Source organism: Bacteroides acidifaciens, assembly GCF_903181435.1.
Lineage (GTDB): Bacteria > Bacteroidota > Bacteroidia > Bacteroidales > Bacteroidaceae > Bacteroides.
In genome coordinates, this window is the sequence record NZ_CAEUHO010000001.1 from 1,250,307 (window position 1) to 1,276,438 (window position 26,132).

The window sequence follows — 26,132 nt, forward strand, 5'->3', positions numbered from 1 at the left end:
GTAAAATCTTCATTTTTCCTTATCCATTCTTCATGATTATATTTTATCTTTGTCGTCCCGATTGGAAGGACGCTGTTATTGAAGGAGCGTATCCAATCATAAATAGTAAATCGTAAATTGTAAAATAGTAAATATCTCCATGGCTGAACAGAGAAAAAATACCCGCAATACAAAGTCTGCAAAAGTACAACCGGTAAATGATTATGGTCGTATCCAGCCTCAGGCGCCTGAGCTGGAAGAAGCTGTGTTGGGAGCTTTGATGATTGAGAAGGATGCCTACTCGCTAGTGAGCGAGATTCTTCGTCCCGAATCTTTTTATGAGCACCGTCACCAGTTGATTTATGCAGCTATTACCGACCTTGCCGTCAACCAGAAACCGGTGGATATTCTGACGGTAAAGGAACAGCTTAGCAAGCGGGGAGATTTGGAAGAGGTCGGGGGACCGTTCTATATTACTCAGTTGAGCAGCAAGGTCGCCTCTTCGGCGCATATTGAGTATCATGCACGTATCATTGCGCAGAAGTCGCTGGCACGTGAGCTGATTACGTTTACGAGCAATATCCAGAGCAAGGCTTTTGATGAGACGCTGGATGTGGACGACTTGATGCAGGAAGCGGAAGGCAAGCTTTTCGAGATTTCGCAGCAGAACATGAAGAAAGACTATACGCAGATTAATCCGGTGATTGATGAAGCCTATAAGCTGATTCAGAAAGCTGCGGCACGAACCGACGGTTTGAGCGGTCTTGAAAGTGGTTTCACGAAACTGGACAAGATGACTTCCGGCTGGCAGAATTCCGACCTTATTATTATTGCTGCCCGTCCTGCCATGGGTAAGACAGCTTTCGTGCTTTCTATGGCGAAGAATATAGCTGTTGATTATCGGAATCCGGTGGCGTTGTTCTCGCTTGAAATGAGTAACGTCCAGTTGGTGAACCGTCTGATTACGAATGTCTGCGAGATTCCGAGTGAGAAAATCAAGAGCGGGCAGTTGGCGAATTACGAATGGCAGCAATTGGATTACAAGCTGAAGGACTTACTGGACGCACCGCTCTATGTGGATGATACTCCGTCTTTGTCAGTTTTCGAACTTCGTACAAAAGCGCGCCGTCTGGTACGTGAGCATGGGGTGAAAGTCATTATTATTGACTACCTTCAGTTGATGAATGCGAGCGGTATGGCGTTCGGAAGCCGTCAGGAAGAGGTGAGTACCATTTCACGTTCGTTGAAGGGATTGGCGAAGGAGTTGAATATTCCGATTATCGCGCTGTCACAGTTGAACCGTGGTGTGGAAAGCCGTGAAGGTATCGACGGCAAGCGTCCGCAGTTGAGTGACCTTCGTGAATCGGGAGCCATCGAGCAGGATGCCGACATGGTGTGCTTTATCCACCGTCCGGAATATTACAAGATTTATCAGGATGACCGGGGAAATGACTTGCGCGGTATGGCGGAGATTGTGATAGCCAAGCACCGTAATGGTGCGGTAGGTGAGGTGCTGCTCCGGTTTAAGGGTGAGTTTACACGATTCTCGAATCCCGAGGATGATATGGTCATCCCGATGCCGGGTGAGCCTGCCGGAGCTATGCTGGGTTCTAAAATGAATACAGGGGCAGCCGGTTCCGTACCACCGCCGCCGGCACCTGACTTTGCTCCGCAGACAAGTAACCCGTTTGCCGCACCGATAGGTGGGGATGGGCCGTTGCCGTTTTAGTTGAAGAAGTTGAGAGTTACCATTTTCCAATTCTTAACTCTCAATTTTCAACTCTCAACTCTCAACTTTTTTAAGAACCTTTTCGGTCAACCGAAAAAACTTATTAACTTTGCGAATCTTTTTGAGAAACAATAAAAAATTAATAATATGAATATCTCTTATAACTGGCTGAAAGAGTATGTCAACTTCGATTTGACGCCTGATGAAACGGCTGCCGCGTTGACTTCTATCGGCTTGGAAACAGGCGGTGTGGAAGAAGTGCAAACTATTAAAGGTGGTTTGGAAGGTCTTGTGATCGGCGAAGTGCTGACTTGCGTGGAACACCCGAATTCCGACCATTTGCACATTACTACTGTCAATCTGGGAGAAGGCGAACCGGTACAGATCGTTTGCGGCGCTCCGAACGTGGCTGCCGGACAGAAAGTGGTGGTAGCTACCTTGGGTACGAAACTCTATGACGGTGACGAATGTTTTACCATCAAGAAATCAAAAATCCGCGGTGTGGAATCTACCGGCATGATTTGTGCTGAAGATGAAATTGGTATCGGTACGGATCATGCAGGCATCATTGTATTGCCGGAAGATGCTGTTCCGGGTACGCTTGCCAAGGATTATTATAATATCAAGAGCGACTATGTGCTTGAAGTGGACATCACGCCCAACCGTGCGGATGCCTGCTCTCATTACGGCGTGGCCCGCGACCTGTACGCTTATCTGATTCAGAACGGCAGACAGGCTACTCTGCAACGTCCCTCGGTAGATGACTTCAAAGTTGAAAACCGGGACTTGAATATTGAGGTGAAGGTTGAAAACACGGAGGCTTGCCCGCATTATGCCGGTGTGACCGTGAAAGGTGTGACCGTGAAGGAAAGCCCGGAATGGTTGCAGAACAAATTGCGCCTGATCGGTTTGCGTCCTATTAATAATGTAGTGGATATTACCAATTACATCGTTCATGCTTTCGGCCAGCCTTTGCACTGTTTCGATGCTGCCAAGATTAAAGGCAATGAGGTGATTGTAAAGACCATGCCCGAAGGGACTCCGTTCGTTACGCTGGATGAAGTGGAACGCAAGCTGAGCGACCGCGACCTGATGATTTGCAATCAGGAAGAGGCGATGTGTATTGCCGGTGTATTCGGCGGACTGGATTCCGGCTCTACCGAAGCTACGACAGATGTTTTCATTGAAAGTGCTTACTTCCATCCCACATGGGTGCGCAAGACTGCACGCCGCCATGGACTGAATACGGATGCTTCTTTCCGTTTCGAGCGTGGTATCGACCCGAACAGCGTGATTTATTGCTTGAAACTGGCTGCCATGATGGTGAAAGAACTGGCTGGAGGTACGATTTCTTCTGATATTAAAGATGTATATACTACTCCTGCGCAGGATTTCATCGTAGATTTGGCTTATGCTAAAGTAAATTCACTGATAGGCAAAGTGATTCCGGTAGAGACAATCAAGAGCATTGTGACCAGCCTGGAGATGAAGATTACGAATGAGACGGCAGAAGGGCTGACGTTGGCTGTTCCGCCTTATCGGGTGGATGTGCAGCGTGATTGCGACGTGATTGAGGATATTCTCCGCATCTACGGATATAATAATGTTGAAATCCCGTCTACTCTGAAGTCTAGTCTGACAACAAAGGGGGAACATGATAAGTCCAATAAATTACAGAATCTGGTGGCAGAACAGTTGGTGGGCTGCGGATTCAATGAAATACTGAATAACTCATTGACCCGTGCCGCATACTATGACGGTTTGGAAGCTTATCCGTCCAACCGCCTGGTGATGTTGCTGAACCCGTTGAGCGCGGATTTGAACGCTATGCGTCAGACTTTGTTGTTCGGTGGACTGGAAAGCATCGCTCACAACGCGAACCGTAAGAATGCCGACCTGAAATTCTTCGAATTCGGTAACTGCTATTATTTCGACGGAGACAAGAAGAATGAGGAAAAGGTATTGGCTCCTTATTCGGAAGATTATCACCTGGGATTGTGGGTAACCGGCAAGAAGGTTTCCAACTCGTGGGCGCATGCAGACGAAAACAGTTCTGTTTATGAATTGAAGGCTTATGTCGAGAATATATTGAAACGTCTGGGACTGGATTTGCATAATCTGGTTGTAGGTAACTTGACCGATGATGTTTTTGCTGCCGCACTTTCTGTAAATACCAAGGGTGGTAAACGACTGGCATCTTTCGGTGTGGTGACTAAGAAATTGCTGAAGGCATTCGATATCGACAATGAAGTTTATTTCGCTGACTTGAACTGGAAGGAGCTTATGAAGGCTATCCGTTCGGTGAAGATCAGCTACAAGGAAATATCCAAGTTCCCGGCTGTGAAACGTGACCTTGCCTTGCTGCTTGACAAGAATGTGCAGTTTGCCGAAATCGAGAAGATTGCTTACGATACGGAGAAGAAGTTGCTGAAAGAAGTGGAACTTTTTGACGTGTACGAAGGCAAGAACCTGGAAGCTGGCAAGAAATCTTATGCAGTGAGCTTCTTGCTTCAGGATGAGAACCAGACATTGAACGACAAGATGATTGACAAGATTATGTCGAAACTGGTGAAGAACCTGGAAGATAAACTGGGCGCCAAACTAAGATAATCAGATAAACTTAAAATTGTTATTATAAAAATATAAACCAATGGGAAGAGCATTTGAATATAGAAAGGCCGCTAAACTGAAAAGATGGGGCCACATGGCTAAAACTTTTACAAGATTGGGCAAGCAGATCGCTATCGCTGTGAAGGCGGGCGGACCGGAACCGGAGAATAACCCGACCCTGCGTTCGGTTATCGCTACTTGTAAGCGTGAGAATATGCCGAAGGACAATATCGAACGTGCCATCAAGAACGCTATGGGTAAAGACCAGAGCGACTACAAGAGCATGACTTACGAAGGATACGGCCCTCACGGAATTGCTGTCTTTGTGGATACGTTGACGGACAACACGACTCGTACGGTGGCTGACGTCCGTTCGGTATTTAACAAGTTCGGCGGAAACCTGGGTACAATGGGGTCGCTGGCATTCCTTTTCGACCACAAATGTATGTTTACTTTCAAGAAGAAAGACGGACTGGATATGGAAGAGCTGATTCTTGACCTGATCGACTATGATGTGGAAGATGAATATGACGAGGATGAAGAAGAAGGGACAATCACTATCTACGGTGACCCGAAGAGTTACGCGGCTATTCAGAAGCACCTGGAAGAATGTGGCTTTGAAGATGTCGGCGGAGACTTTACTTATATCCCCAACGATATGAAGGATGTGACTCCCGAACAACGCGAGACACTGGACAAGATGATTGAACGTCTGGAAGAGTTTGACGACGTGCAGACTGTTTATACGAACATGAAACCTGAAGAAAGCGAAGAATAAGCCGGTATGGAGTATGTTTATAAAACCAAAGGCACTTGCAGCACGAACATCGAACTGAATGTGGAAGATGGAGTTGTGAAGGAAGTTGCTTTTTGGGGCGGATGCAACGGCAACCTGCAAGGTATTTCGCGTCTGGTAAAAGGCATGAAAGTGGAAGAGGTGATTACCAAGCTTGAGGGTGTACGTTGTGGTGGCAGACCGACGTCTTGTCCCGACCAGTTATGTCGTGCATTGCATGAGATGGGATATTAACGGACAACGTTTCCTTTTTTTATAGTTATATCAGAAGGGGGCAAAAAACTCCCTTTTGATTTTTGTTCAGGCACGGATTACACGGATAACACGGTTTTATTGATTTTGAACCGTGACTCCTGCGTAATCCGTGCCTGTTTTCATATACTTACTTGTCGGTATTTTGAACCAAACTCGAACTCCAGTCGTTATTTATAAGTATATTTGTACTGGATAAACTATTATGCAAGAAATGAAGAATATTTTTCAAGATTTAAAACGCAAAGATCATAAACGCTATTTGGGCGGGCTGGATGTGTTCAGATATATCGGCCCGGGGCTTTTGGTGACGGTAGGATTTATTGATCCGGGAAACTGGGCGTCTAATTTCGCTGCCGGTTCCGAGTTCGGGTATTCGCTGCTTTGGGTAGTCACCCTGTCCACTATCATGTTGATTGTGCTTCAACACAACGTTGCCCACTTGGGGATTGTTACCGGGCTTTGCCTTTCGGAAGCGGCCACTAAATATACTCCCAAATGGGTGTCCCGTCCCATACTTGGCACGGCGGTACTGGCTTCTATCTCTACCTCGCTGGCGGAGATTCTGGGTGGCGCCATTGCGCTCGAAATGCTGTTGGATATTCCTATCATATGGGGGGCTGTATTGACAACGCTTTTTGTCTCTATCATGCTTTTCACCAATTCTTATAAGAAGATAGAACGTGCTATCATCGCGTTCGTTTCCGTTATCGGACTTTCTTTTATTTATGAGCTGTTCCTGGTGGAAATAGACTGGCCGGCTGCGACGATAGGATGGGTGACTCCGTCATTCCCGAAAGGAAGCATGCTGATTATCATGAGTGTGCTGGGGGCGGTGGTGATGCCTCATAACCTGTTTCTCCATTCGGAAGTGATACAGAGCCACGAGTATAATAAGAAAGACGATGCGTCGATAAAGAAGGTATTGAAGTATGAGTTGTTTGATACGCTGTTTTCGATGATTGTCGGCTGGGCGATTAACAGTGCGATGATCCTGCTGGCTGCCGCTACTTTTTTCAAAAGCGGTATTCAGGTGGAGGAATTGCAGCAAGCCAAATCGCTGCTCGAACCGTTGCTGGGAAGTAATGCCGCAATCGTATTCGCGTTGGCTCTGCTGATGGCGGGCATTTCGTCGACTATCACGAGCGGGATGGCGGCAGGTTCTATCTTTGCGGGTATCTTTGGCGAATCCTATCATATTAAAGACAGTCACTCGCAGGTAGGGGTACTTTTGTCTTTGGGCATTGCCTTGCTGCTGATTTTCTTTATCGGTGATCCTTTTAAGGGATTGATTATCTCACAGATGATACTTAGTATCCAGTTGCCCTTTACGGTCTTTTTGCAGGTGGGGCTGACCTCTTCCCGGAAGGTGATGGGGGATTATGTGAATAGCCGCTGGAGCACGTTTGTACTGTATGCGATTGCGATTATCGTATCGGCGCTGAATATCATGCTGCTGTTTTCCTGAATGGCTGGACAGGAGAAGCGCACGTATTTTCGATATTTAGATTTTTAAATTGGTGTGATTTCCGCTAACATAGATACTTTTTCTTATTTTTGCATGAAAATAAAAAGCGGAAAATAGTATGGAAGATAGAATACAAAAAGCGGTGGAGCTTTTTAAGAGCGGATATAACTGTTCGCAGTCTGTTGTGGCTGCCTTTGCGGATATGTATGGATTCACACAGGAACAGGCCTTGCGCATGAGCGCTTCCTTCGGTGGGGGGATAGGCAGGATGCGTGAGACTTGTGGAGCTGCCTGTGGAATGTTTCTCGTTGCAGGACTGGAAACGGGGGCGACGGAAGCGGCAGACCGGGAAGGCAAAGCTGCCAACTATGCGGTGGTGCAGGAACTGGCGGCTGAGTTTAAAAAACGCAACGGTTCGCTGATTTGCGGAGAATTGTTGGGATTGAAGAAAAAAGAACCGGTTTCTACCGTGCCGGAAGAGCGTACTGCTCAATATTATAGCAAGCGCCCTTGCGCGAAAATGGTGGAAGAAGCAGCAAGAATTTGGTGTGAATACCTCGAAAAGCATCCGAAATGAACGGAAAAATGCTTTTTTTATTACAAAATCAGTAAAAAAGCATTCAATAAAGTGTTATATAACATAAAAATAACTATCTTTGTCCTCGAAATAAAATCTGAAAGTCTTTATGGCACGGATGATTTTAAGCATGTATAACTAAAATTTCAAAGCAAATGTTGAAAGAAAAAGCAGGTGTAATCGCAGGAAAAATCTGGAATGCACTGAATGAAACAGAAGGAATGACTGCCAAGCAACTGAAGAAAGCAACTAAGTTGGTTGACAAAGACCTGTTCCTCGGACTTGGCTGGTTATTGAGAGAAGACAAAGTCTCTGTGGAAGAAGTTGAAGGTGAACTCTTCATCAAATTGATCTAAGCGAGTAACTCACTTAAGCAATAAAAAAAATGCGTTGGTACATTGTCAGAATGTTATCAACGCATTTTTTTTTATTCCGCCATTTACGTATCTTTGCACACCAAAAAGATAAAATAACAAGAATTCAGAATGAAGAATATACGCAATTTTTGTATTATTGCTCATATTGACCACGGTAAATCGACTTTGGCCGACCGCCTGCTGGAATATACCAAGACTATTCAGGTTACTTCGGGGCAGATGCTTGATAATATGGACCTGGAGAAAGAAAGAGGAATCACGATCAAGAGCCATGCTATCCAGATGGAATATACCTATAAGGGTGAGAAGTATGTCCTTAACTTGATTGACACTCCGGGACACGTGGACTTCTCGTATGAGGTGTCCCGTTCGATTGCCGCTTGCGAGGGTGCGTTGCTGATTGTCGATGCGTCGCAGGGGGTACAGGCACAGACTATTTCCAACTTGTATATGGCGATTGAGCACGATCTCGAAATTATCCCGGTTATCAATAAATGTGATATGGCAAGCGCCAATCCCGAAGAGGTGGAAGATGAGATTGTGGAACTGCTGGGTTGCAAACGCGAAGAGGTAATCCGTGCGTCGGGCAAGACGGGTATGGGCGTGGAAGAGATACTTGCCGCCGTTATCGAACGCATCCCTCATCCCGAAGGAGACGAGGATGCTCCGTTGCAGGCGTTGATTTTCGACTCTGTGTTCAACTCTTTCCGTGGGATTATCGCTTATTTCAAGATTGAGAACGGTATAATCCGCAAGGGTGATAAGGTGAAATTCTTCAATACGGGAAAAGAGTATGACGCTGATGAGGTGGGGGTGCTTAAAATGGATATGGTTCCCCGCAACGAGCTTCGTACGGGAGATGTAGGATATATTATTTCGGGTATCAAGACTTCCAAAGAGGTGAAGGTGGGAGATACCATTACGCATATCGCCCGTCCGTGCGACAAGGCTATTGCCGGTTTTGAGGAAGTGAAGCCGATGGTGTTTGCCGGAGTTTATCCGATTGAGGCGGAAGACTTTGAAGATCTTCGTGCGTCTTTGGAGAAATTGCAGTTGAATGATGCTTCTCTGACCTTCCAGCCGGAATCTTCGTTGGCTTTGGGATTTGGTTTCCGTTGTGGTTTCCTCGGATTGCTCCATATGGAGATTGTACAGGAACGGTTGGATCGTGAGTTTGACATGAATGTGATTACTACCGTGCCGAACGTATCCTACCATATCTATGATAAGCAAGGTAATATGAAGGAAGTGCACAACCCTGGAGGTATGCCCGACCCGACTATGATAGACCATATCGAGGAGCCGTATATCAAGGCTTCTATCATTACGACGACCGATTATATCGGCCCTATCATGACGCTTTGCCTGGGCAAACGCGGCGAGCTTCTCAAGCAGGAGTATATTTCCGGAAATCGTGTGGAGATCTATTATAATATGCCTTTGGGAGAGATTGTTATCGACTTTTATGATAAGCTGAAGAGCATTTCCAAGGGATATGCTTCGTTTGATTATCATCCCAACGGTTTCCGTACGTCCAAGCTGGTGAAACTGGATATTCTGCTGAACGGTGAGCCGGTGGACGCGCTTTCTACATTGACGCATATCGACAATGCGTATGATATGGGCAGGCGGATGTGCGAGAAGTTGAAGGAGCTTATTCCGCGCCAGCAGTTTGATATTGCCATCCAGGCGGCTATCGGGGCGAAGATTATTTCGCGCGAAACGATTAAGGCGGTCCGTAAGGATGTGACGGCGAAGTGTTACGGCGGTGACGTGAGCCGTAAGCGTAAACTGCTTGAAAAGCAGAAAAGAGGTAAAAAACGAATGAAACAAATCGGTAACGTGGAAGTGCCTCAAAAAGCCTTCCTTGCTGTACTGAAACTGGATTAAGAATATCACCGCAAGCAGTTTTTTCAGAGTATTTTCTGAACAAATTGACTTGCGGTTAGTTTTTTTAATACACCAGGGTGACTGCCTTCTGTCTGCAGAGCTTTCCTTGGCAATCACTTTTAAAAAACGAACGACTATAAATATGAGAAAAGTTCTGTCTTTTTCGGGCTTCCTGATGTTGGGGCTCGTCATTTCACAGTTCCTGCCGGTTATGGCGGGGCAAAGTTATGGGGCTGTCAAGTCCGTTTCGAATGTACTGCTTTATGTATGTCTTAGTTTTATAATGATTAATGTGGGTCGGGAATTTGTTCTCGACAAGGTTCGGTGGAAGAGCTATGCAGAAGATTATTTCATAGCGATGGCGACGGCAGCTCTGCCGTGGTTTATGATTGCCATTTATTACGTGTTTGTATTGCTGCCGCCCGATTACTGGAATAGTTGGGAAGCGTGGAAGGAGAATTTATTGTTGAGCCGTTTCGCGGCTCCTACGTCGGCCGGTATCTTGTTTACAATGCTGGCAGCTATCGGGCTGAAGTCCAGTTGGATTTATAAAAAGATTCAGGTGTTGGCTATTTTTGATGATTTGGATACGATTATTCTGATGATTCCTCTTCAAATAATGATGATTGGCTTGCGCTGGCAGTTGATTATTGTGGTGGTAATTGTATTTATGTTGTTGGCTGTCGGCTGGCAGCGGTTGAATAAGTATGATTGGCGTCAGGATTGGAAGGCTATCCTCTTTTATTCGTTTATTATATTCCTGGCTACTCAGATTCTTTATCTGGGCAGTAAAGAGTTGTATGGCGAAGAGGGGAGTATTCATATTGAGGTGCTGTTGCCGGCGTTTGTTCTCGGAATGATTATGAAGCATAGGGAGCATGATACTGCTGTGGAACGGAAAGTGTCTACCGGAATTTCTTTCCTGTTCATGTTTCTGGTGGGTATGAGCATGCCTCATTTTATCGGGGTGAACTTTGCGGAAACTCATGCGGGCACGCATTCCGTGACGGGGTCGCAGGAGATGATGTCGTGGGGCATGATTATGTTTCATGTGGTGATTGTTTCTTTGTTGTCGAATGTAGGAAAGCTTTGTCCGATGTTCTTCTATCGTGACCGGAAATTAAGTGAGCGGCTGGCTCTTTCTATCGGTATGTTTACCCGTGGCGAGGTAGGAGCCGGGATTATTTTCATTGCGTTGGGATATAACTTGGGCGGTCCGGCATTGGTGATTTCCGTCCTTACCTTGGTGCTGAACCTGATTTTGACAGGCATTTTTGTTTTATGGGTGAAAAACCTTGCTTTAAGAAGCTATATTAATTAGAAAAATCCGTATATTGCGAGTCTAATATTATAAATACATTTCGTTATGACTATTTTGCGGACTATGCGGAATTTCTCATCCATGAATATCACAGCGAGTATTCTTCTATTTCTGGCTGCTATTTCGGCAGCCATCATTGCGAACTCTTCTGTGGCTCCGGTGTATCAGGCGTTCTTATCGCATGAACTTCATTTGCGGATTGGTAGTTTTAATTTACTTTCGCACGGTGGGGAGAATCTACGGATGATTGAGTTTATCAATGATGGCTTGATGACGATTTTCTTTTTGCTGGTGGGGCTGGAAATCAAGCGGGAATTGCTGGTGGGCGAGCTTTCTTCTTTCCGCAAGGCGGCGTTGCCTTTTATCGCTGCTTGTGGTGGCATGCTGGTTCCCGTAATTATATATATGATGATTTGCCCGCCGGGCAGTGTCGGCGGACAAGGGCTTGCCATCCCGATGGCAACGGATATTGCTTTTTCATTGGGTGTGTTGAGTTTGCTAGGGAATCGTGTTCCGCTGAGTCTGAAAATCTTTCTGACGGCTTTTGCGGTTGTCGATGATATTGGCGGTATTCTGGTGATTGCCATTTTTTATAGTTCACATGTCTCTTACGGTTATCTTCTGGTGGCTGCGTTGCTTTATGTTTTGCTTTACTTTATTGGAAAATGGGGGGCGACAAATAAGATTTTCTTTTTAGTGATTGGGGTCGTTATTTGGTATTTATTTTTGCAATCGGGTATTCATAGTACAATCTCCGGGGTTATCCTGGCTTTTGTTATTCCCGCAAAGCCTCGTTTGAACGTAGGAAAGTATATTGAAGATATCCGCCGTATAATAGCCGGCTTCCCGACAATGGAGTCAGGAAGTATTGTGTTGACTAATGAGCAGATTGCCAAACTGAAAGAGGTGGAGTCGGCTTCCGACCGTGTGATTAGTCCGTTGCAATCATTGGAAGACAATCTGCATGGGGCGGTCAATTACCTGATTCTTCCGCTTTTTGCTTTTGTCAATGCCGGCGTTGTGTTTAGCGGGGGCGGCGAGTTGGTCGGCAACGTGGGTATTGCGGTGGCAGCCGGATTGTTGTTTGGAAAATTCATCGGTATTTATTCGTTCACTTGGTTGGCTATCAGAACAGGACTGACTCCCAGACCATTGGGAATGAACTGGATGAATCTTACCGGAGTTGCATTGTTAGGCGGCATCGGTTTTACCGTATCGCTTTTCATTGCCAACCTTTCTTTCGGAGCTGATTATCCGGTCTTGTTGAACCAGGCTAAGTTTGGAGTGTTGTCGGGTTCCATACTTTCCGGATTATTGGGTTATATTGTGCTCCGGGTGGTGCTTGCAAAGGGGCAGGGGCGTTGATAAAATATAATAATCCCGCCATTCTACCTTTACCTGTCAAGGGGATAAAGCTTGAATGGCGGGATTATTAGTTTAAAATATGAAATTCTTGTAATAGTATGCAGAGTTATTTTTAATTATTCTATTCATCTGTAAGTTCATCATCTATTCCGTCAATCGGCAGAATCTTCCGACTTTCTTCATGTGGTAACTGCTCTACTTGCCGCAGTTTCCGTTCGATGGCGCGTGTCCGTTTTCCCATTACTTCTTCCAGTTGGTCACCGGCACTTTGCAGGTTCTTCTGTACTTTCTCAAGCAATCCGCCGAACTTGCCGAATTCCGTTTTGACGGCTCCTAATACAGTCCAAACTTCGCCGGTACGCTTTTGGATGGCTAGTGTGCGGAATCCCATTTGAAGGCTGTTCAAGATAGCTCCTAGTGTCGTCGGTCCGGTCACTACGATCTTATATTCTTTCTGAAGTGTCTCTACAAGACTTGTTCTTCGGATTACCTCAGCGTAAATGCTTTCGAAAGGTAAGAACATGATGGCGAAATCGGTAGTAAAAGGGGGATCCACATATTTATCGTGAATATCCTTGGCCATCTTTTTAATCGTGCTTTCCAACTGCTTGCCGGATGATTCCATCAACGCGGCATCTCCTGCTTCGAAAGCATCGTAATATTGCTCGTATATGTCTTTCGGAAATTTAGCGTCAATCGGAAGGTAAACGGTGCTGTTGGCATCGTCCTTTCCCGGAAGTTTGATGGCAAATTCGACAAATTCGGTTCCGCTCTTTTTCGTCTTGACGTTTGCGTCATACTGTTCAGGGCTCATCATTTGTTCGAGTAATGCTCCGAGTTGTACTTCACCGAATGTTCCCCGCATTTTTACATTGCTCAATACTTTTTTCAGTCCGCCGACATCCTGTGCCAGGGATTTCATTTCTCCGAGTCCCTTTTGTACATTTTCGAGCTGCGAACGGACGATTTCAAACGACTGTCCGATTCGTTCGTTCAGTGTCTTTTGTAACTTTTCTTCTACCATCAGGCGCATGTCGTCCAGACGTTTCTCGGTCGATTTAATCAGAACTTCCTGCTGGCGTGCCATTGTGTCGAATTTCTGGCGTTGCAACTCTCCGCTGGTCATCATGTTCTTGTGCAGGACATCCTGGAGTTGCTGCATATTCTGGTTGAGCGTTTGCGTCATCTCCATGCGAAGTTCCCGGATGCTGCGGTTCAGTTCTTCCCGGTTCTCCTGCATTTGTTGGCGCAAAGCTATCTGTAATTGTTCCGCTTGAGTTTGGTTGTTGCCTTTTGTCAGTGATAATACCAGTAGGACTGTCACTAATACGGCAATTACAATAAGTAGAATCAGTTCCATTAATATGTCAGAATTTCGTTTCCGGTTTCAGTAATCAGTATCATGTTTTCCCATTGGGCTGAGGGTAGCCCGTCGTCGGTGCAGACTGTCCATCCGTCAGCTTCGTCTACAAATACTTCGTAGGTTCCCATGTTTATCATCGGTTCGATGGTGAAGGTCATCCCCGGTACAATCATCATACCTGTGCCACGACGTCCGAAGTGTTCCACATCCGGTTCTTCATGGAATTTCATTCCCACGCCATGCCCGCAAAGGTCACGGACAACGCTGAATCCGTTCTTTTCTGCATGCTCCTGGATGGCTGCGCCTACATCGCCCAGTTGTTTCCAGGGCTGTGCGGCGGCAATGCCTATTTCCATACATTCTTTGGTCACCTGAACGAGTTTGCGCATTTCGGGACTTACATCGCCAATCATAAACATGCGGGATGCATCGGAGAAGTATCCATTGTAAATAGTGGATACATCCACATTGATAATATCTCCGCTTTTCAGAATTTCATTCTTATTGGGTATCCCATGACATACCACATCATTGATACTCGTACAAACGCTTTTCGGAAATCCTTCGTAATTGAGTGGGGCAGGGATGGCTCCATGTCCGGTTGTGAAGTCATAAACCATCACATCAATCTCTTCGGTGGACATTCCTTCACGGATATTTTCTGAGATATAATCCAACAATGCCGTATTGATTTTGGCACTTTCACGAATTCCTTCCAGTTGTTCGGGGGTGCGGAGTACTTTACGTGGTGGAAGCTTATATCCTTGTTTTCTATATTTCTGTATTTTCTCTTCTACTGCTGCCGGATAATTGGAGGGGGTAAACCGGAATCCCTTGATAAAGTTCTTCATTATTATAGGATGTTTTTTTAATCGTTCTACAAAGGTAGAGAATAAAATGGAAGATACGTTTGCTTGGCTTCTAAAACTTTTCTGTCTTTACGGGAAGATGAGATATTATTGATTTTGTATTATACGATTTGTATAATACGAATAGAATAATTGCATTTGTTTATCCGTATTCTTTTTCTTGTATGATTATAACGACTTTGTATTATTTACCATTCATATGAAACACTGGCTTGTGGTATCCATTCCCATCTTTTTCGTAGGGTATTGTATTGATATTGCATACCGGTCTTGATTTTCCAGTTTTTATTTATTCTCAAAACAATGTCGCTTCCTAGTTGGGTTGGCTCTACTTCGGAAGGCAACCCCCGGTGCTTTCGGGTATCGAGATTTTGCGTACCATATATATTGAGTGACCATTTCTTGGAGAACTTATATTCAATAAGAGTCTGGATATGGAAGTTGGTTGTTTTTTCTGAAAAGTTGCTTTTACTATGTAGAATAAGATTCTTGTTTATTCTCAACCAGAAGTAAGTGGGTAAAAAGGTAGAGGCAGATGGCTTGCAGGGTATGTTATTGGTGTTAATGGATGGCTTTGAAAAGATTGTAGAAGGTTTTATAGTTGGCAATGTTAAATCAAAATCAGTAAACGGTTTTGGAGAATACGTACCTTGTTCTGTTGCTTCAATGAGTTCTCTGTTTATTTTTATTTCTTGCTCAGAGTTTAATATTTGCAGTAGTTTCAATGAATCCTGTTTACTCCATTCTTGTCCTGCGACAGATAAAGAGAGCAATGATAGGCAAAGAATCATTAACTGATATTTTTGAATGTCCATACAGTGTTGTGCTAGTAAAGTTTATTGTATGGACGATGGAGAATAGGAAATGTTGCTACAAATAATAAATGAATAGCGGTTATTTCACAAAATATGGGAATCCTTTTCTTTTTTTATTTGGACAGTTTTCTGGTTACGGAGGACTTTTGTTAAGTTGTAGCTTTGAAAACCGGTTGTATCTTCTGAATCTCCGATTCAAAACCGAACCAGTATCCATGCCCTTCTTCGTCAACGGGAAGAAAACATAAACGTAGATTCTCACGATACGAGCCATATTCCACTTCCCAATTTTCAGGGGGAACTTGTCTTTTTGTCCTTACTCTTTCTGCCGGAGCTTTTTTAAGCGACATACCTGCTTCTATCCATGCGATGCTGACTTGCGTCAGGTAATCCGGATAATGGTTTTTACAGAAATCATATAAGATAAGTCCTCTTTTTTCCAGACTTAAAGGAGTGTCGATGACATCGGTTTGCACTAAATGGTTGAGGAATTCATGTAAGAAAGAAGGATTTTCCAGAATTAGTGTCCGGGTAATCTTTTGCCAAGTAGAAGTATTGTAGAATCCGTCTAACATACGGGATAGGTAATGGGCCGTTTGCAGTTCGTCTACTGATATTTCACGGGTTTGTAATACTTCATAGGGTGGTAGCGGTGAGTATTGGATACCTAATTCTTCTGCTCTTCTTCGCATTTCTGTGCCGGGGAGCAGCTTTAGGGATTCCAGTTGGATTTCTCCTGCGCCATATTCCGCTAAGGTGCGGACATCTTCGAATATCTCTGATAAGTGATAGAGTGGGAGTCCCGCTATTAAGTCGGCGTGTGTTTCCATATTTTTCAGGGAGCAGAGGTATTTTAATCCTTCAAGAGCGTCGGATAACTTTCCGATGCGTCGGCTTTGTTGTAGAACAGGTTCTTTTAAGCTTTGAATTCCGGCTTCCAAATGCAATAGACCTTTCGGTAGGGCGGATAACTCCTGCTTTAATTCTTTGGAAAGGAGAGCCGGATGGATTTCAAGATGGAAACAGATGTCCGGATAGTTACGGAATAAGTCGAGTAATTCTTTTGCCCGCTTATTGTTGTAATTAAAGGTACGGTCGAGGACACGTACATTCTTGATTCCATGCTGGTGAATGTCATTCAGACGTCCACGGATAGCTTCCAAAGGAATGGTGCGGACAGGCTTTTCACCGCCACTGACGCAAAAAGCGCATGTGTTGAAACATCCCCGGGTTGTTTCAAGTTGGACAAAGGGCTTGCTCCAATTGAAAAAACGGCTCTTTTCAGGAGATATAAGTTGTGAGAAATTCATGACGCGGGCGATGCCGTTGTCTTGATATTGATTGTTTTCATCAAGATAACAGAGGCCTGTTATTGATTTCCACTCTTCTTTTGAGTGATTCCACACTTTTAGCCATAAAGGGAATACTTCTTCGCCTTCTCCGCGGAACACTCCGCTTACAAATTTGTTCTTATATAAGAAAGCTGCGTTATCTCCTAAAAACTCGGGGCCGCCGAGTATGATACAGCAATGAGGTAATAATGCTTTTGCACGTGAAACGATGTGTAATAGTTGCTCGTGATTAAATAGCCAGTTGGTGGCTGCAATGATATCCGGTTGGTGATGGTAGATTTGATTGACAACGCTACCGGTATTTTCATTAATCGTGGCAGAGACTACGCACCATTCAATAGTGGTATCGTCTGCTATTTGAGCATGGAGTGCAGGGAGTGCCAATGAGGAGTGTGCATAGGAGCTATTTAAATCGAGCCAAAGAAGTTTCATGTAATTTTTTTAATATTATCGGGGCAAAGGTACAAAAAACTTATGGCTTGAAGTGTATAGTAAAATAAAAACGCTAAATTTGTATTTATAAACGCAATAAACTGGAAGATTATGAAAATGGTTAAGAGATATGCAGGTATCTTAATGATGCTGACTTTATTGGTTGGCTTTACTTCGTGTGAGGACGATGAAGACTTAGAAGAGCAGATGTTCGGCAGGATATGGGCAGGAGATGTCGGCATGAGTGCTGCCAATGGAAGGTATATATATAGTGAGTTTACTTTTGACCCGGATGGCTTTGGTGAAGAATATCAATATTATCGTAACGGTGAACCATATGGCCATTTTCGTTTTCAGTGGTATTGGGAGGATCGTTACAGTAATAACCTTGTTTTGGATTATGGTAGAAATGGAATCTCCTACATGGATGATGTGAACATACGTCGTGGATTAATGACTGGAATTTTTTATTTGACAGGAGATTCAGAGGGTTTCCCTTTTACATTGGAAATGCAATAGAAGATGAATATTTTAATATAAATTAAAAGCGGAAGTCTCTTTTTTAAAGAGTTCCGCTTTTATTTTTTATTTCTTCAGAAACAGCTTCTTGAAATCTGCCGGATAAGGTGTCTCAAACTCCATCAAATCTCCCGTTACCGGATGATAAAAACAAAGCTTGAAAGCGTGAAGTGCCAAGCGTCCGATAGGATTCGAATAGTTTTCTCCGCCATATCTTCCATCACCGACAATCGGATGACCTAAATCCTGCATATGCACACGAATTTGGTTCTTGCGTCCTGTCTCCAAATCCAGTTCTACAAGAGAATACCCGTTTGCACGTTTGATGGTTCTATAATGTGTGATTGATTTTGAACCACCGTCATCATATTCACTGGAACTTACATAAAGTGTTTTATCAGTCAGCCAGGAAACGACCGTATCATAGTCTTTTTCCATACTACCTTCCACTACGGCTACATATCGGCGGTCGGTCACTATCTCATGCCAGTTGTCGCGTAGCGTCCGCTGTGTTTTTTCGTCTTTGGCAAACATCATCAAGCCGGAAGTGTCCCTGTCCAGGCGATGAACAATATACACACGAAACTGACGTCCCGAACGCTGTACATATTCATTGAGTATTGTATAAGCAGTACGCTCTTTCTGACGCTCCGTATTGACGGACAAGAGTCCTTGCATTTTTTCAACAACAATGATATAAGCGTCCTCATATACGATTTTCAGCAATCTGTTATTAAACTCTTTCTTTCCCTTTTGCTTGCTGATTTGCACTTTCATTCCCGGTTGAAGAGGGAAGTTGAATTGTGTAGTGATCACATTGTCAACAAATACCACCCGCTTGCTTAACAAAGATTTCAGCTTTGTGCGGCTTGCGTCCGGCATTTTGGCAGCGAGGAAATCCATGAGTTCCATCGGTTCCCTGACTGCATAGTTTGTATATTGGGCACGTGCTCTTTCAGCAGGTGTCTTTCTAGGTCTTTTTTCCATTTTTTTTCTTTTATCGAAGTTCTAGTAATACTACATTCTCCACATGATGAGTGTGAGGGAACATATCTACCGGCTGCACAGCTTTCACCTTGTATTTACCATCCAGTAACTGCAAATCGCGTGCCTGAGTAGCTGGATTACAACTTACATAAACAATCCGTTTGGGTTCGGCAAACAAAATGACGTCAACCACATCTTGATGCATACCTGCACGAGGGGGGTCTGTTATGATAACGTCCGGGCGTCCATGCTGATTGATGAAGTCCTGAGTCAACATATCCTTCATGTCGCCGGCATAGAACAAGGTATTCTTAATATCATTGATTTCCGCATTCACCTTTGCGTCTTCAATAGCTTCCGGCACATATTCGATACCGATTACTTGGCGCGCCTGGCGTGAGACAAAGTTGGCAATCGTGCCTGTTCCAGTATAAAGGTCGTACACCAGTTCATTTCCGGTTAGTCCGGCAAAGTCACGGGCTATCTTATATAGATTATAAGCCTGTTCCGAATTAGTCTGATAGAATGATTTCGGACCTACCTTGAAACGCAGGCCTTCCATTTCCTCAAAGATATGATCTTTACCTTTAAATACGTGCACATCCAAATCATTGATGGTGTCGTTGCACTTATTATTAATAATGTATAGCAAAGATGTAATTTCCGGGAAAGAATCAGCGACAAACTGAAGCAGTTGCTTGAACAGTGCCATTTCGTGCTCTTCCGTAATCTTGCAAATCACGATTACCATCAATTCGCCCGTTGAGGAAGTACGGACAATCATATTCCGCAGCATACCTTCTTGTGTACGCAGATTGATGAATGAATAATCATGTTCGTAAGCATAATCGCGTATCGCATTCCGGATACGGTTGGATATATCGTCCTGCAACCAACATTTTTCGATAGCCAGCACCTTGTCGAACGCTCCCGGAATATGGAAACCAACAGCATTCATCTGGTCATACTTCACATCCTGGCGAACTTCCTCGTTGGTCAGCCAACGTTTATTGGAAAATGTGAACTCCAGTTTGTTTCTGTACCACTCCGTTTTAGCCGAACCGAGAATTGGGGAAATCTCGGGAAGTTCGATTTTTCCGATACGTCTCAGATTATCTTCCACTTGCTTCTGTTTGTATCTGATTTGCTCCGGATAGGGGAGCACCTGCCACTTGCAACCGCCGCATACGCCATAGTGTTGGCAGAAAGGAACGGCACGATTGGGCGATAGTTCATGAAACTTCACCGCTTCCGCTTCGGCATATTTATTTTTCTTACGCTTGATCTGAAGGTCTACGACATCGCCCGGCACTACGTAGGGAACAAAAATTACCAAGTCGTTTACTTTTGCGATGGCTTTTCCTTCGGCAGCCACATCCATGATTGTTACCTTCTCCAATAAGGGAAGTTCTTTTTTCTTTCTTGCCACTTTTACACCATTCTAATAATTACTTTGCAAAAGTAGGTATTTTTTTTGGAAAACTTTCGTGTCTGGAGAAATAATCCAGATTGTAATGTCGAAATTGCATTTTGATAGAAAGTTTTTTCGCAAAAAGTTTTCTGATTTGCGAAATATCCTTAGATTTGCGAACAGAAAAAAGTCATAATGTAACTTTAAACACAATATTATGGATAAAAAAAGAGTTTATACCTTTGGAAATGGTCAGGCAGAAGGAAAAGCCGACATGAAGAATTTGTTAGGTGGTAAAGGTGCAAACCTTGCCGAAATGAATTTAATTGGAATTCCAGTCCCTCCCGGATTCACAATAACTACAGATGTTTGTACGGAATACAACACGTTAGGACGTGATAAAGTGGTTGAGTTGCTGAAAGATGAAGTCGTTAAAGCCATCTCTAATGTAGAGGGGCTGATGAAATCCAAATTTGGTGACATTGAAAATCCTTTGTTGGTGTCTGTACGTTCCGGTGCCCGCGCATCCATGCCGGGTATGATGGATACTATTCTGAACCTTGGTCTGAATGATGAAGTGGTGGAAGGAATTATCCGCAAAACTGGTAATGCACGCTTTGCATGGGATTCTTACCGTCGTTTTGTACAGATGTACGGTGACGTGGTTTTGGGAATGAAACCTACTAATAAGGAAGATATTGACCCGTTCGAAGCAATCATCGAAGAGGTGAAAGAAGCGAAAGGTGTGAAACTTGATAACGAACTGGAAGTGGAAGACCTGAAAGAACTCGTGAAGAAATTTAAAGCTGCCGTAAAAGAACAGACAGGAAGAGATTTTCCGACTTGTGCATACGAACAGCTTTGGGGTGCCATCTGTGCAGTATTCGATTCATGGATGAATGAACGTGCTATCCTTTACCGTAAGATGGAAAGTATTCCTGACGAATGGGGAACAGCCGTAAACGTACAGGCAATGGTATTCGGTAATATGGGAGATACTTCCGCAACCGGCGTTTGTTTCTCACGTGACGCAGCTACAGGTGAAGACCTTTTCAATGGTGAATACCTGATTAATGCGCAAGGTGAAGACGTAGTAGCCGGTATCCGTACTCCGCAACAGATTACTAAGATCGGTTCTCAACGTTGGGCTCAACTGGCGGGTGTAAGCGAAGAAGAACGTGCTGCAAAATATCCTTCTATGGAAGAAGCTATGCCAGAAATCTATAAAGAACTGGATGCGCTTCAGACAAAATTGGAAAATCATTATAAAGATATGCAGGACATGGAGTTCACCGTTCAAGAAGGTAAGCTCTGGTTCCTTCAGACACGTAACGGCAAACGTACGGGTGCTGCCATGGTGAAGATTGCTATGGATTTGCTCCGTCAGGGTATGATTGACGAAAAGACAGCCTTGATGCGCGTTGAACCGAATAAGCTGGATGAATTGCTCCACCCTGTATTTGACAAGGATGCTTTGAAAAAAGCAAAAATCCTGACTCGTGGTCTTCCGGCTTCTCCGGGTGCTGCAACCGGTCAGATTGTATTCTTCGCTGATGACGCTGCTGAATGGCATGCTGCCGGCAAACGTGTGGTGATGGTTCGTATCGAGACCTCTCCTGAGGACTTGGCGGGTATGGCTGTCGCCGAAGGTATCCTGACTGCCCGTGGCGGTATGACTTCTCACGCTGCTGTGGTGGCTCGTGGTATGGGTAAATGCTGTGTGTCGGGTGCTGGTGCATTGAATATTGACTATAAGGCACGTACGGTGGAAATTGACGGTGTGGTGCTGAAAGAAGGCGATTACATCTCTCTGAACGGAAGTACGGGTGTAGTATATAATGGTAAGGTAGAGACGAAAGCTGCCGAGCTTTCCGGTGACTTTGCAGAATTGATGACACTGGCTGATAAATATACCCGTTTGCAGGTACGTACCAATGCGGACACTCCTCATGATGCGGAAGTTGCACGTAACTTTGGTGCGGTAGGTATCGGTCTTTGCCGTACAGAACACATGTTCTTTGAAGGTGAAAAGATTAAGGCAATGCGTGAAATGATTCTGGCAGAAGATGCTGAAGGACGTCGCAAGGCATTGGCTAAGATTCTTCCGTATCAACAGGCGGACTTTAAGGGTATCTTTAAAGCAATGGCGGGCTGTCCGGTGACTGTACGTCTGCTCGATCCTCCTTTGCATGAGTTCGTTCCTCACGATTTGAAGGGACAACAGGAGATGGCGGATACAATGGGCGTAAGTTTGCAGTATATCCAGCAACGTGTAGAATCATTGTGTGAACACAACCCGATGTTGGGTCACCGTGGTTGCCGTCTGGGAAATACATATCCTGAAATTACTCAGATGCAGACACGCGCTATCTTGGGTGCTGCATTGGAATTGAAGAAAGAAGGAGTGGAGACTCATCCGGAAATTATGGTTCCGCTGACTGGTATCTTGTATGAATTCAAGGAACAGGAAAACGTGATTCGTACAGAGGCAGCGAAGTTGTTCGAAGAACTGGGAGACAGCATTGACTTCAAAGTAGGTACAATGATTGAAATCCCGCGCGCAGCTTTGACAGCCGACCGTATTGCTTCTTCTGCTGAATTCTTCTCATTCGGTACAAATGACTTGACGCAGATGACCTTCGGTTATTCTCGTGACGATATTGCTTCTTTCCTTCCTGTTTATCTGGAAAAGAAGATTTTGAAAGTAGACCCGTTCCAGGTTCTCGACCAGAATGGTGTGGGACAATTGGTTCGTATGGCAACAGAAAAAGGCCGTGCTATCCGTCCGGATTTGAAATGTGGTATTTGCGGTGAACATGGTGGCGAACCTTCTTCAGTGAAGTTCTGCCACAGAGTAGGACTAAACTACGTTAGTTGTTCTCCATTCCGCGTGCCTATCGCAAGACTGGCTGCGGCGCAGGCAGCTATTGAGGGATAGTTGAATACACTGGTTAGGTACTTAACTATCTGATAAATAGGCTGTAAATACTTGTAAAGGTATTTGCAGTCTATTTTTTTATGTAAACTAAAACTGTGTATTTTATAAAAAACTAACTAAAAAGTTGTTTTATCAAGAAAAGGGTTATACTTTTGCACCCCGGAAAATAAGGTATTTCGGGGAGTCACCCCGTAGTGTTTAATTAAAAACAACGATAAAATGAAAAAGATTGTAATTTTGTTTTTTGTGGTAATGGTAGCATTGTCTGCTAAAGCTCAGTTCTATGTAGGTGGTAATGTTGCATTGTGGCATAATGATGATGCTGATAATACTTCTTTTTTGATAGAGCCGGAGCTTGGATATAATTTGAGTGAGCAATGGGCAGTCGGAGCTACATTGGGATTTGCACATAACAGCGAAGAGACAGTTGGCTTTAAAAATGCTTTCAGTTTTGCTCCTTACGTTCGCTACTCTTATTATGAAAATAAAGTGGTACGTCTGTTTTTAGACGGTGGTATCGGAGTTTCCTCTGTAAAATGGAAAGGAGATTCTGAAGGCGGTTTTGAATTAGGTATTAAACCGGGACTTGCTATAAAATTGAACGACCATTTCAGTCTGGTGACTAAATGTGGTTTTCTAGGATATAGGGATGATTATGTTTATGGCACTAACGGTTACGGATTTTCATTTGGTAGCGAAGACTTGTCTTTTGGCTTTCACTACGAATTCTGATAAAAAACGAACAAGAAATAGGAAAGGGAGTTCTCTAAAATAGGGAATTCCCTTTTTTTATATATAAACTCTATAATTTACGCATTTGTTAACGAAAAAGTTGTTTAATACGAATTGCAATTATACATTTGCATTGTTAAGCAATAAGGAAAATAAAATCCTTGAGTATTAATTTAAAACTTTAAAATTATGAAGAAGAGTGTATTATTTGTTTTATTTGCACTGATTTCAGTAACAGGTTTTTCTCAGATTACAGGTTGGAATGCCAAGGTTGGTATGAATGTCAGTAACTGGACGACGGATGACATGAAAGCGAAAGTTGGTTTCAGAGTTGGGGTTGGAACAGAGTATGCATTCAATGATATGTGGTCATTGCAGCCTTCTTTGTTCTTTTCTACTAAAGGAACAAAAGTTGATAGTGGAGAATTTATGGGAGCTAGTGCTAAAGTGACTGTGAAGCAAATGTATCTGGAATTACCTGTAATGGCTGCTGCTCGTTTTAATGTGGCTGATAATACAAATTTGGTTGTTAGTGCAGGTCCCTATTTGGCTTATGGTGTAGGTGGTAAAACGAAGGCTACTGTTAAAATGCAGGGAGATGAAGCTAAGGTAAAGTTTAATACTTTTGGAGATATAGACAAAGTAACTCTTGAATATAATGGACAAAGTACTGATGTTTCTATTAAAGATCTTGAAGATGAAACTGGTGAAGACTTGTCAGGAGCGAAAGGACTGAATCGTTTTGATTTTGGTTTAGGTGTTGGAGTGGCATTGGAATATAATAAATTTATTGTTGGGCTGGACGGACAGTTCGGATTGACTAAATTACAAACCGGTGGTGGCAAAAATATGAATTTTGCAATCAGCGTGGGATATAAATTCTGGTAAATATCTATAGAAAAAAGAAAGCCGTTGCAGAAGATGATTCGCAACGGCTTTTTTATTATTGAGTGAATAAGATTAATAAATATAAGTTTTTCTCTTTAATCCGACAACTTCTTCAACTTCTTGAAATGTTCAATCACAGCTAGGTAATTCTGGTCCGAGCAAGCATCAAACCTATTCCAAAGGTCACCCAGTACGGCAGCTCCGCCAAAACCGAAATCTTTGATTTCAAGTAGGTTATCTTCATTGATACCGCCCAATGCCATTACTTTAGAATCAATGATTTTAGCTTTCTGGGCCTCACGCAATTCTTCGGCTGTATATGTGGAATAGTGGTTCACTTTAGAGATACTGTCATAGATAGGACTCATGAAAACATAATCATAGAAATGCTTTTTATTTTTTACTTCTTCGACAGAATGACAGGAGCAACTGACGTGTCCCGCATAGTCATGCGGCTCTTTCGGGTTACGTGCATTCAGATGGATTCCCATCAGGTTGAATTCCTCTTTCAGGTAAAAGTGCTCGTGTGTGACAATGCGACGGTGATATTTTTCCGGGATAAGTGTCAGTAATCGTTCTGAATACATAGCCGGAGTTTCCGGTTTCCTAAGATGTAGAATGTCCAGACCCTCTTCGAAAAGAGCGGTAATAATCTTATCTTCTTCAACGAAGAAAGTGGGGGTGGTGACTACAATTAATTTCATTTCCTTTGTTAACTTGGATTGTTTAGCAAAGTTAGCAATTAACTATATCACAAACCAACGTTTATAGTGAAAATTTGTTAGATTGCAATGTCCGCAAGTCAATAGTCCATAGTTCACCCGCTAAAACGTTGCCAAAACCACAAATTATTTTCAGGACTTCCGTAGCTTCAATGCTTCCTACGACGGCGGGAGTTATTCCCATCACCCCTTTAGGTGGTGGCGGCATACGCTTCATTTCCTCTTCGTCAGGATAAAGGTCACGGTAACTTTTCTTCCGGTTGCCGTAATTGAATACTGAAACTTGTCCTTCGAAACCACAGATAGCACCGTATATGTACGGCTTTCCCTGCTCGATGCAAATATCATTAATCAGGTAACGTGTAGCGAAGTTGTCGCAGCCATCCACAACCATGTCATATTTCCGGATAATATCACGGGCATTATTCTCTGTCAGCCGGGTAGGGTAGTGTGCTACCTTGATTTCACTGTTGAGGGCAGAGAGCCGTTCCGCTGCACAAACTGCCTTAGGCTTGCCCAACTCTTTCTCGGAATAAAGCACTTGCCGCTGCAGATTACTGATACTTACCACGTCATCATCTACCAGTCCGATGTACCCCACACCGGCACCCGCCAAGTAAAGGGCGATGGGAGAGCCCAGCCCTCCCACACCTACAATAAGTACTTTTGCTTTCTGCAGTTTTCTCTGACCTTCCTCTCTGATTTCGGGAAGAATTATTTGCCTGTCGTATCGCATCCGC

The 26,132-nt window shown here is 43.9% G+C and carries 22 protein-coding genes; 14 read left to right on the top strand and 8 right to left on the bottom strand.

Going from position 1 to position 26,132, the window contains the following annotated elements; translation table 11 throughout:
• Positions 1-139 precede the first annotated feature (139 nt).
• The 10 genes from dnaB to nhaA all read left to right on the top strand — a co-directional run bounded on the left by dnaB (position 140) and on the right by nhaA (position 12,364).
• Positions 140-1,708 (top strand): replicative DNA helicase, encoded by a 1,569-nt coding sequence (dnaB, locus tag CLIN57ABFB40_RS05075; RefSeq protein ID WP_175629163.1) that lies wholly within the window; start codon positions 140-142, stop codon positions 1,706-1,708.
• A gap of 147 nt (positions 1,709-1,855) precedes the next feature.
• On the top strand, positions 1,856-4,318 hold the full coding sequence (pheT, locus tag CLIN57ABFB40_RS05080; protein WP_175629164.1) for a phenylalanine--tRNA ligase subunit beta: 2,463 nt from the start codon (positions 1,856-1,858) through the stop codon (positions 4,316-4,318).
• A 40-nt stretch (positions 4,319-4,358) separates the two neighbouring features.
• A complete protein-coding gene (locus CLIN57ABFB40_RS05085; RefSeq protein WP_022136687.1) occupies positions 4,359-5,096 on the top strand; it encodes a YebC/PmpR family DNA-binding transcriptional regulator in 738 nt (245 codons plus the stop codon).
• 6 nt (positions 5,097-5,102) lie between these two features.
• Complete coding sequence (locus CLIN57ABFB40_RS05090; RefSeq protein WP_022136686.1) at positions 5,103-5,348, top strand: TIGR03905 family TSCPD domain-containing protein; 246 nt, start codon at positions 5,103-5,105, stop codon at positions 5,346-5,348.
• A gap of 232 nt (positions 5,349-5,580) precedes the next feature.
• Entirely contained in the window at positions 5,581-6,834 is a 1,254-nt protein-coding gene (locus tag CLIN57ABFB40_RS05095; RefSeq protein ID WP_175629165.1) for an Nramp family divalent metal transporter, read from the top strand.
• A gap of 118 nt (positions 6,835-6,952) precedes the next feature.
• Positions 6,953-7,411, top strand: coding sequence for a C-GCAxxG-C-C family protein (locus CLIN57ABFB40_RS05100; RefSeq protein ID WP_175629166.1), 459 nt, complete (start codon positions 6,953-6,955; stop codon positions 7,409-7,411).
• A gap of 155 nt (positions 7,412-7,566) precedes the next feature.
• Positions 7,567-7,767, top strand: a complete 201-nt coding sequence (locus tag CLIN57ABFB40_RS05105; protein WP_175629167.1) for a winged helix-turn-helix domain-containing protein — start codon at positions 7,567-7,569, stop codon at positions 7,765-7,767.
• Positions 7,768-7,896: 129 nt separating this feature from the next.
• Positions 7,897-9,678, top strand: a complete 1,782-nt coding sequence (gene lepA, locus CLIN57ABFB40_RS05110) for a translation elongation factor 4 (RefSeq protein WP_175629168.1) — start codon at positions 7,897-7,899, stop codon at positions 9,676-9,678.
• 142 nt (positions 9,679-9,820) lie between these two features.
• The gene (locus CLIN57ABFB40_RS05115; RefSeq protein WP_175629169.1) at positions 9,821-10,999 is read left to right on the top strand and encodes a sodium:proton antiporter; all 1,179 of its coding nucleotides are present in this window, start codon (positions 9,821-9,823) and stop codon (positions 10,997-10,999) included.
• A gap of 45 nt (positions 11,000-11,044) precedes the next feature.
• Complete coding sequence (gene nhaA, locus CLIN57ABFB40_RS05120) at positions 11,045-12,364, top strand: Na+/H+ antiporter NhaA (protein ID WP_175629170.1); 1,320 nt, start codon at positions 11,045-11,047, stop codon at positions 12,362-12,364.
• A 121-nt stretch (positions 12,365-12,485) separates the two neighbouring features.
• Here nhaA and CLIN57ABFB40_RS05125 read toward each other — a convergent pair whose 3' ends face one another.
• The 4 genes from CLIN57ABFB40_RS05125 to CLIN57ABFB40_RS05140 all read right to left on the bottom strand — a co-directional run bounded on the left by CLIN57ABFB40_RS05125 (position 12,486) and on the right by CLIN57ABFB40_RS05140 (position 17,195).
• Positions 12,486-13,724: a DNA recombination protein RmuC gene (locus CLIN57ABFB40_RS05125; RefSeq protein WP_175629171.1), complete on the bottom strand. Its 1,239-nt coding sequence runs from the start codon at positions 13,722-13,724 to the stop codon at positions 12,486-12,488.
• Positions 13,724-14,578, bottom strand: coding sequence for a type I methionyl aminopeptidase (gene map, locus CLIN57ABFB40_RS05130; RefSeq protein WP_175629172.1), 855 nt, complete (start codon positions 14,576-14,578; stop codon positions 13,724-13,726). Before map ends, CLIN57ABFB40_RS05125 begins: the two co-directional genes overlap by 1 nt.
• Positions 14,579-14,784: 206 nt before the next feature.
• A complete protein-coding gene (locus CLIN57ABFB40_RS05135; RefSeq protein WP_175629173.1) occupies positions 14,785-15,411 on the bottom strand; it encodes a DUF4858 domain-containing protein in 627 nt (208 codons plus the stop codon).
• A 149-nt stretch (positions 15,412-15,560) separates the two neighbouring features.
• Positions 15,561-17,195 carry a B12-binding domain-containing radical SAM protein gene (locus CLIN57ABFB40_RS05140; protein WP_175629174.1) on the bottom strand — a complete coding sequence of 545 codons (1,635 nt, stop codon included), beginning with the start codon at positions 17,193-17,195 and terminating at the stop codon, positions 15,561-15,563.
• Positions 17,196-17,306: 111 nt separating this feature from the next.
• Here CLIN57ABFB40_RS05140 and CLIN57ABFB40_RS05145 point away from each other — a divergent pair, with 111 nt between their 5' ends.
• Positions 17,307-17,714, top strand: a complete 408-nt coding sequence (locus CLIN57ABFB40_RS05145) for a hypothetical protein (protein WP_175629175.1) — start codon at positions 17,307-17,309, stop codon at positions 17,712-17,714.
• A gap of 66 nt (positions 17,715-17,780) precedes the next feature.
• Here the strand turns inward: CLIN57ABFB40_RS05145 and CLIN57ABFB40_RS05150 are convergent, their stop codons facing one another.
• Positions 17,781-18,701, bottom strand: a complete 921-nt coding sequence (locus CLIN57ABFB40_RS05150) for an RluA family pseudouridine synthase (protein ID WP_175629176.1) — start codon at positions 18,699-18,701, stop codon at positions 17,781-17,783.
• A 10-nt stretch (positions 18,702-18,711) separates the two neighbouring features.
• Entirely contained in the window at positions 18,712-20,076 is a 1,365-nt protein-coding gene (gene rlmD, locus CLIN57ABFB40_RS05155; RefSeq protein WP_175630340.1) for a 23S rRNA (uracil(1939)-C(5))-methyltransferase RlmD, read from the bottom strand.
• A 253-nt stretch (positions 20,077-20,329) separates the two neighbouring features.
• Here rlmD and ppdK point away from each other — a divergent pair, with 253 nt between their 5' ends.
• The 3 genes from ppdK to CLIN57ABFB40_RS05170 all read left to right on the top strand — a co-directional run bounded on the left by ppdK (position 20,330) and on the right by CLIN57ABFB40_RS05170 (position 24,670).
• The gene (gene ppdK / locus CLIN57ABFB40_RS05160) at positions 20,330-23,050 is read left to right on the top strand and encodes a pyruvate, phosphate dikinase (protein WP_175629177.1); all 2,721 of its coding nucleotides are present in this window, start codon (positions 20,330-20,332) and stop codon (positions 23,048-23,050) included.
• Between the two features lie 219 nt (positions 23,051-23,269).
• The gene (locus CLIN57ABFB40_RS05165) at positions 23,270-23,782 is read left to right on the top strand and encodes an outer membrane beta-barrel protein (RefSeq protein WP_175629178.1); all 513 of its coding nucleotides are present in this window, start codon (positions 23,270-23,272) and stop codon (positions 23,780-23,782) included.
• A gap of 189 nt (positions 23,783-23,971) precedes the next feature.
• Complete coding sequence (locus tag CLIN57ABFB40_RS05170) at positions 23,972-24,670, top strand: porin family protein (protein WP_175629179.1); 699 nt, start codon at positions 23,972-23,974, stop codon at positions 24,668-24,670.
• A 95-nt stretch (positions 24,671-24,765) separates the two neighbouring features.
• Here the strand turns inward: CLIN57ABFB40_RS05170 and CLIN57ABFB40_RS05175 are convergent, their stop codons facing one another.
• Together CLIN57ABFB40_RS05175 and CLIN57ABFB40_RS05180 are read right to left on the bottom strand one after the other, a co-directional pair.
• Positions 24,766-25,374 (bottom strand): thiamine phosphate synthase, encoded by a 609-nt coding sequence (locus CLIN57ABFB40_RS05175; RefSeq protein ID WP_175629180.1) that lies wholly within the window; start codon positions 25,372-25,374, stop codon positions 24,766-24,768.
• Between the two features lie 61 nt (positions 25,375-25,435).
• Positions 25,436-26,128, bottom strand: coding sequence for a HesA/MoeB/ThiF family protein (locus CLIN57ABFB40_RS05180; RefSeq protein ID WP_175629181.1), 693 nt, complete (start codon positions 26,126-26,128; stop codon positions 25,436-25,438).
• Between the last annotated feature and the right edge of the window lie 4 nt (positions 26,129-26,132).

What these genes read in the sequence shown, in the direction of transcription:
- CLIN57ABFB40_RS05180 (WP_175629181.1), bottom strand. Translation starts at nt 26,128, where the DNA reads ATGCGATACGACAGGCAAATAATTCTTCCCGAAATCAGAGAGGAAGGT.
- pheT (WP_175629164.1), top strand. Translation starts at nt 1,856, where the DNA reads ATGAATATCTCTTATAACTGGCTGAAAGAGTATGTCAACTTCGATTTG.
- CLIN57ABFB40_RS05125 (WP_175629171.1), bottom strand. Translation starts at nt 13,724, where the DNA reads ATGGAACTGATTCTACTTATTGTAATTGCCGTATTAGTGACAGTCCTA.
- CLIN57ABFB40_RS05085 (WP_022136687.1), top strand. Translation starts at nt 4,359, where the DNA reads ATGGGAAGAGCATTTGAATATAGAAAGGCCGCTAAACTGAAAAGATGG.
- CLIN57ABFB40_RS05100 (WP_175629166.1), top strand. Translation starts at nt 6,953, where the DNA reads ATGGAAGATAGAATACAAAAAGCGGTGGAGCTTTTTAAGAGCGGATAT.
- CLIN57ABFB40_RS05105 (WP_175629167.1), top strand. Translation starts at nt 7,567, where the DNA reads ATGTTGAAAGAAAAAGCAGGTGTAATCGCAGGAAAAATCTGGAATGCA.
- lepA (WP_175629168.1), top strand. Translation starts at nt 7,897, where the DNA reads ATGAAGAATATACGCAATTTTTGTATTATTGCTCATATTGACCACGGT.
- CLIN57ABFB40_RS05145 (WP_175629175.1), top strand. Translation starts at nt 17,307, where the DNA reads ATGAAAATGGTTAAGAGATATGCAGGTATCTTAATGATGCTGACTTTA.
- CLIN57ABFB40_RS05090 (WP_022136686.1), top strand. Translation starts at nt 5,103, where the DNA reads ATGGAGTATGTTTATAAAACCAAAGGCACTTGCAGCACGAACATCGAA.
- CLIN57ABFB40_RS05165 (WP_175629178.1), top strand. Translation starts at nt 23,270, where the DNA reads ATGAAAAAGATTGTAATTTTGTTTTTTGTGGTAATGGTAGCATTGTCT.
- dnaB (WP_175629163.1), top strand. Translation starts at nt 140, where the DNA reads ATGGCTGAACAGAGAAAAAATACCCGCAATACAAAGTCTGCAAAAGTA.
- map (WP_175629172.1), bottom strand. Translation starts at nt 14,578, where the DNA reads ATGAAGAACTTTATCAAGGGATTCCGGTTTACCCCCTCCAATTATCCG.
- CLIN57ABFB40_RS05170 (WP_175629179.1), top strand. Translation starts at nt 23,972, where the DNA reads ATGAAGAAGAGTGTATTATTTGTTTTATTTGCACTGATTTCAGTAACA.
- CLIN57ABFB40_RS05115 (WP_175629169.1), top strand. Translation starts at nt 9,821, where the DNA reads ATGAGAAAAGTTCTGTCTTTTTCGGGCTTCCTGATGTTGGGGCTCGTC.
- CLIN57ABFB40_RS05135 (WP_175629173.1), bottom strand. Translation starts at nt 15,411, where the DNA reads ATGGACATTCAAAAATATCAGTTAATGATTCTTTGCCTATCATTGCTC.
- CLIN57ABFB40_RS05150 (WP_175629176.1), bottom strand. Translation starts at nt 18,701, where the DNA reads ATGGAAAAAAGACCTAGAAAGACACCTGCTGAAAGAGCACGTGCCCAA.
- CLIN57ABFB40_RS05095 (WP_175629165.1), top strand. Translation starts at nt 5,581, where the DNA reads ATGAAGAATATTTTTCAAGATTTAAAACGCAAAGATCATAAACGCTAT.
- CLIN57ABFB40_RS05140 (WP_175629174.1), bottom strand. Translation starts at nt 17,195, where the DNA reads ATGAAACTTCTTTGGCTCGATTTAAATAGCTCCTATGCACACTCCTCA.
- CLIN57ABFB40_RS05175 (WP_175629180.1), bottom strand. Translation starts at nt 25,374, where the DNA reads ATGAAATTAATTGTAGTCACCACCCCCACTTTCTTCGTTGAAGAAGAT.
- nhaA (WP_175629170.1), top strand. Translation starts at nt 11,045, where the DNA reads ATGACTATTTTGCGGACTATGCGGAATTTCTCATCCATGAATATCACA.
- ppdK (WP_175629177.1), top strand. Translation starts at nt 20,330, where the DNA reads ATGGATAAAAAAAGAGTTTATACCTTTGGAAATGGTCAGGCAGAAGGA.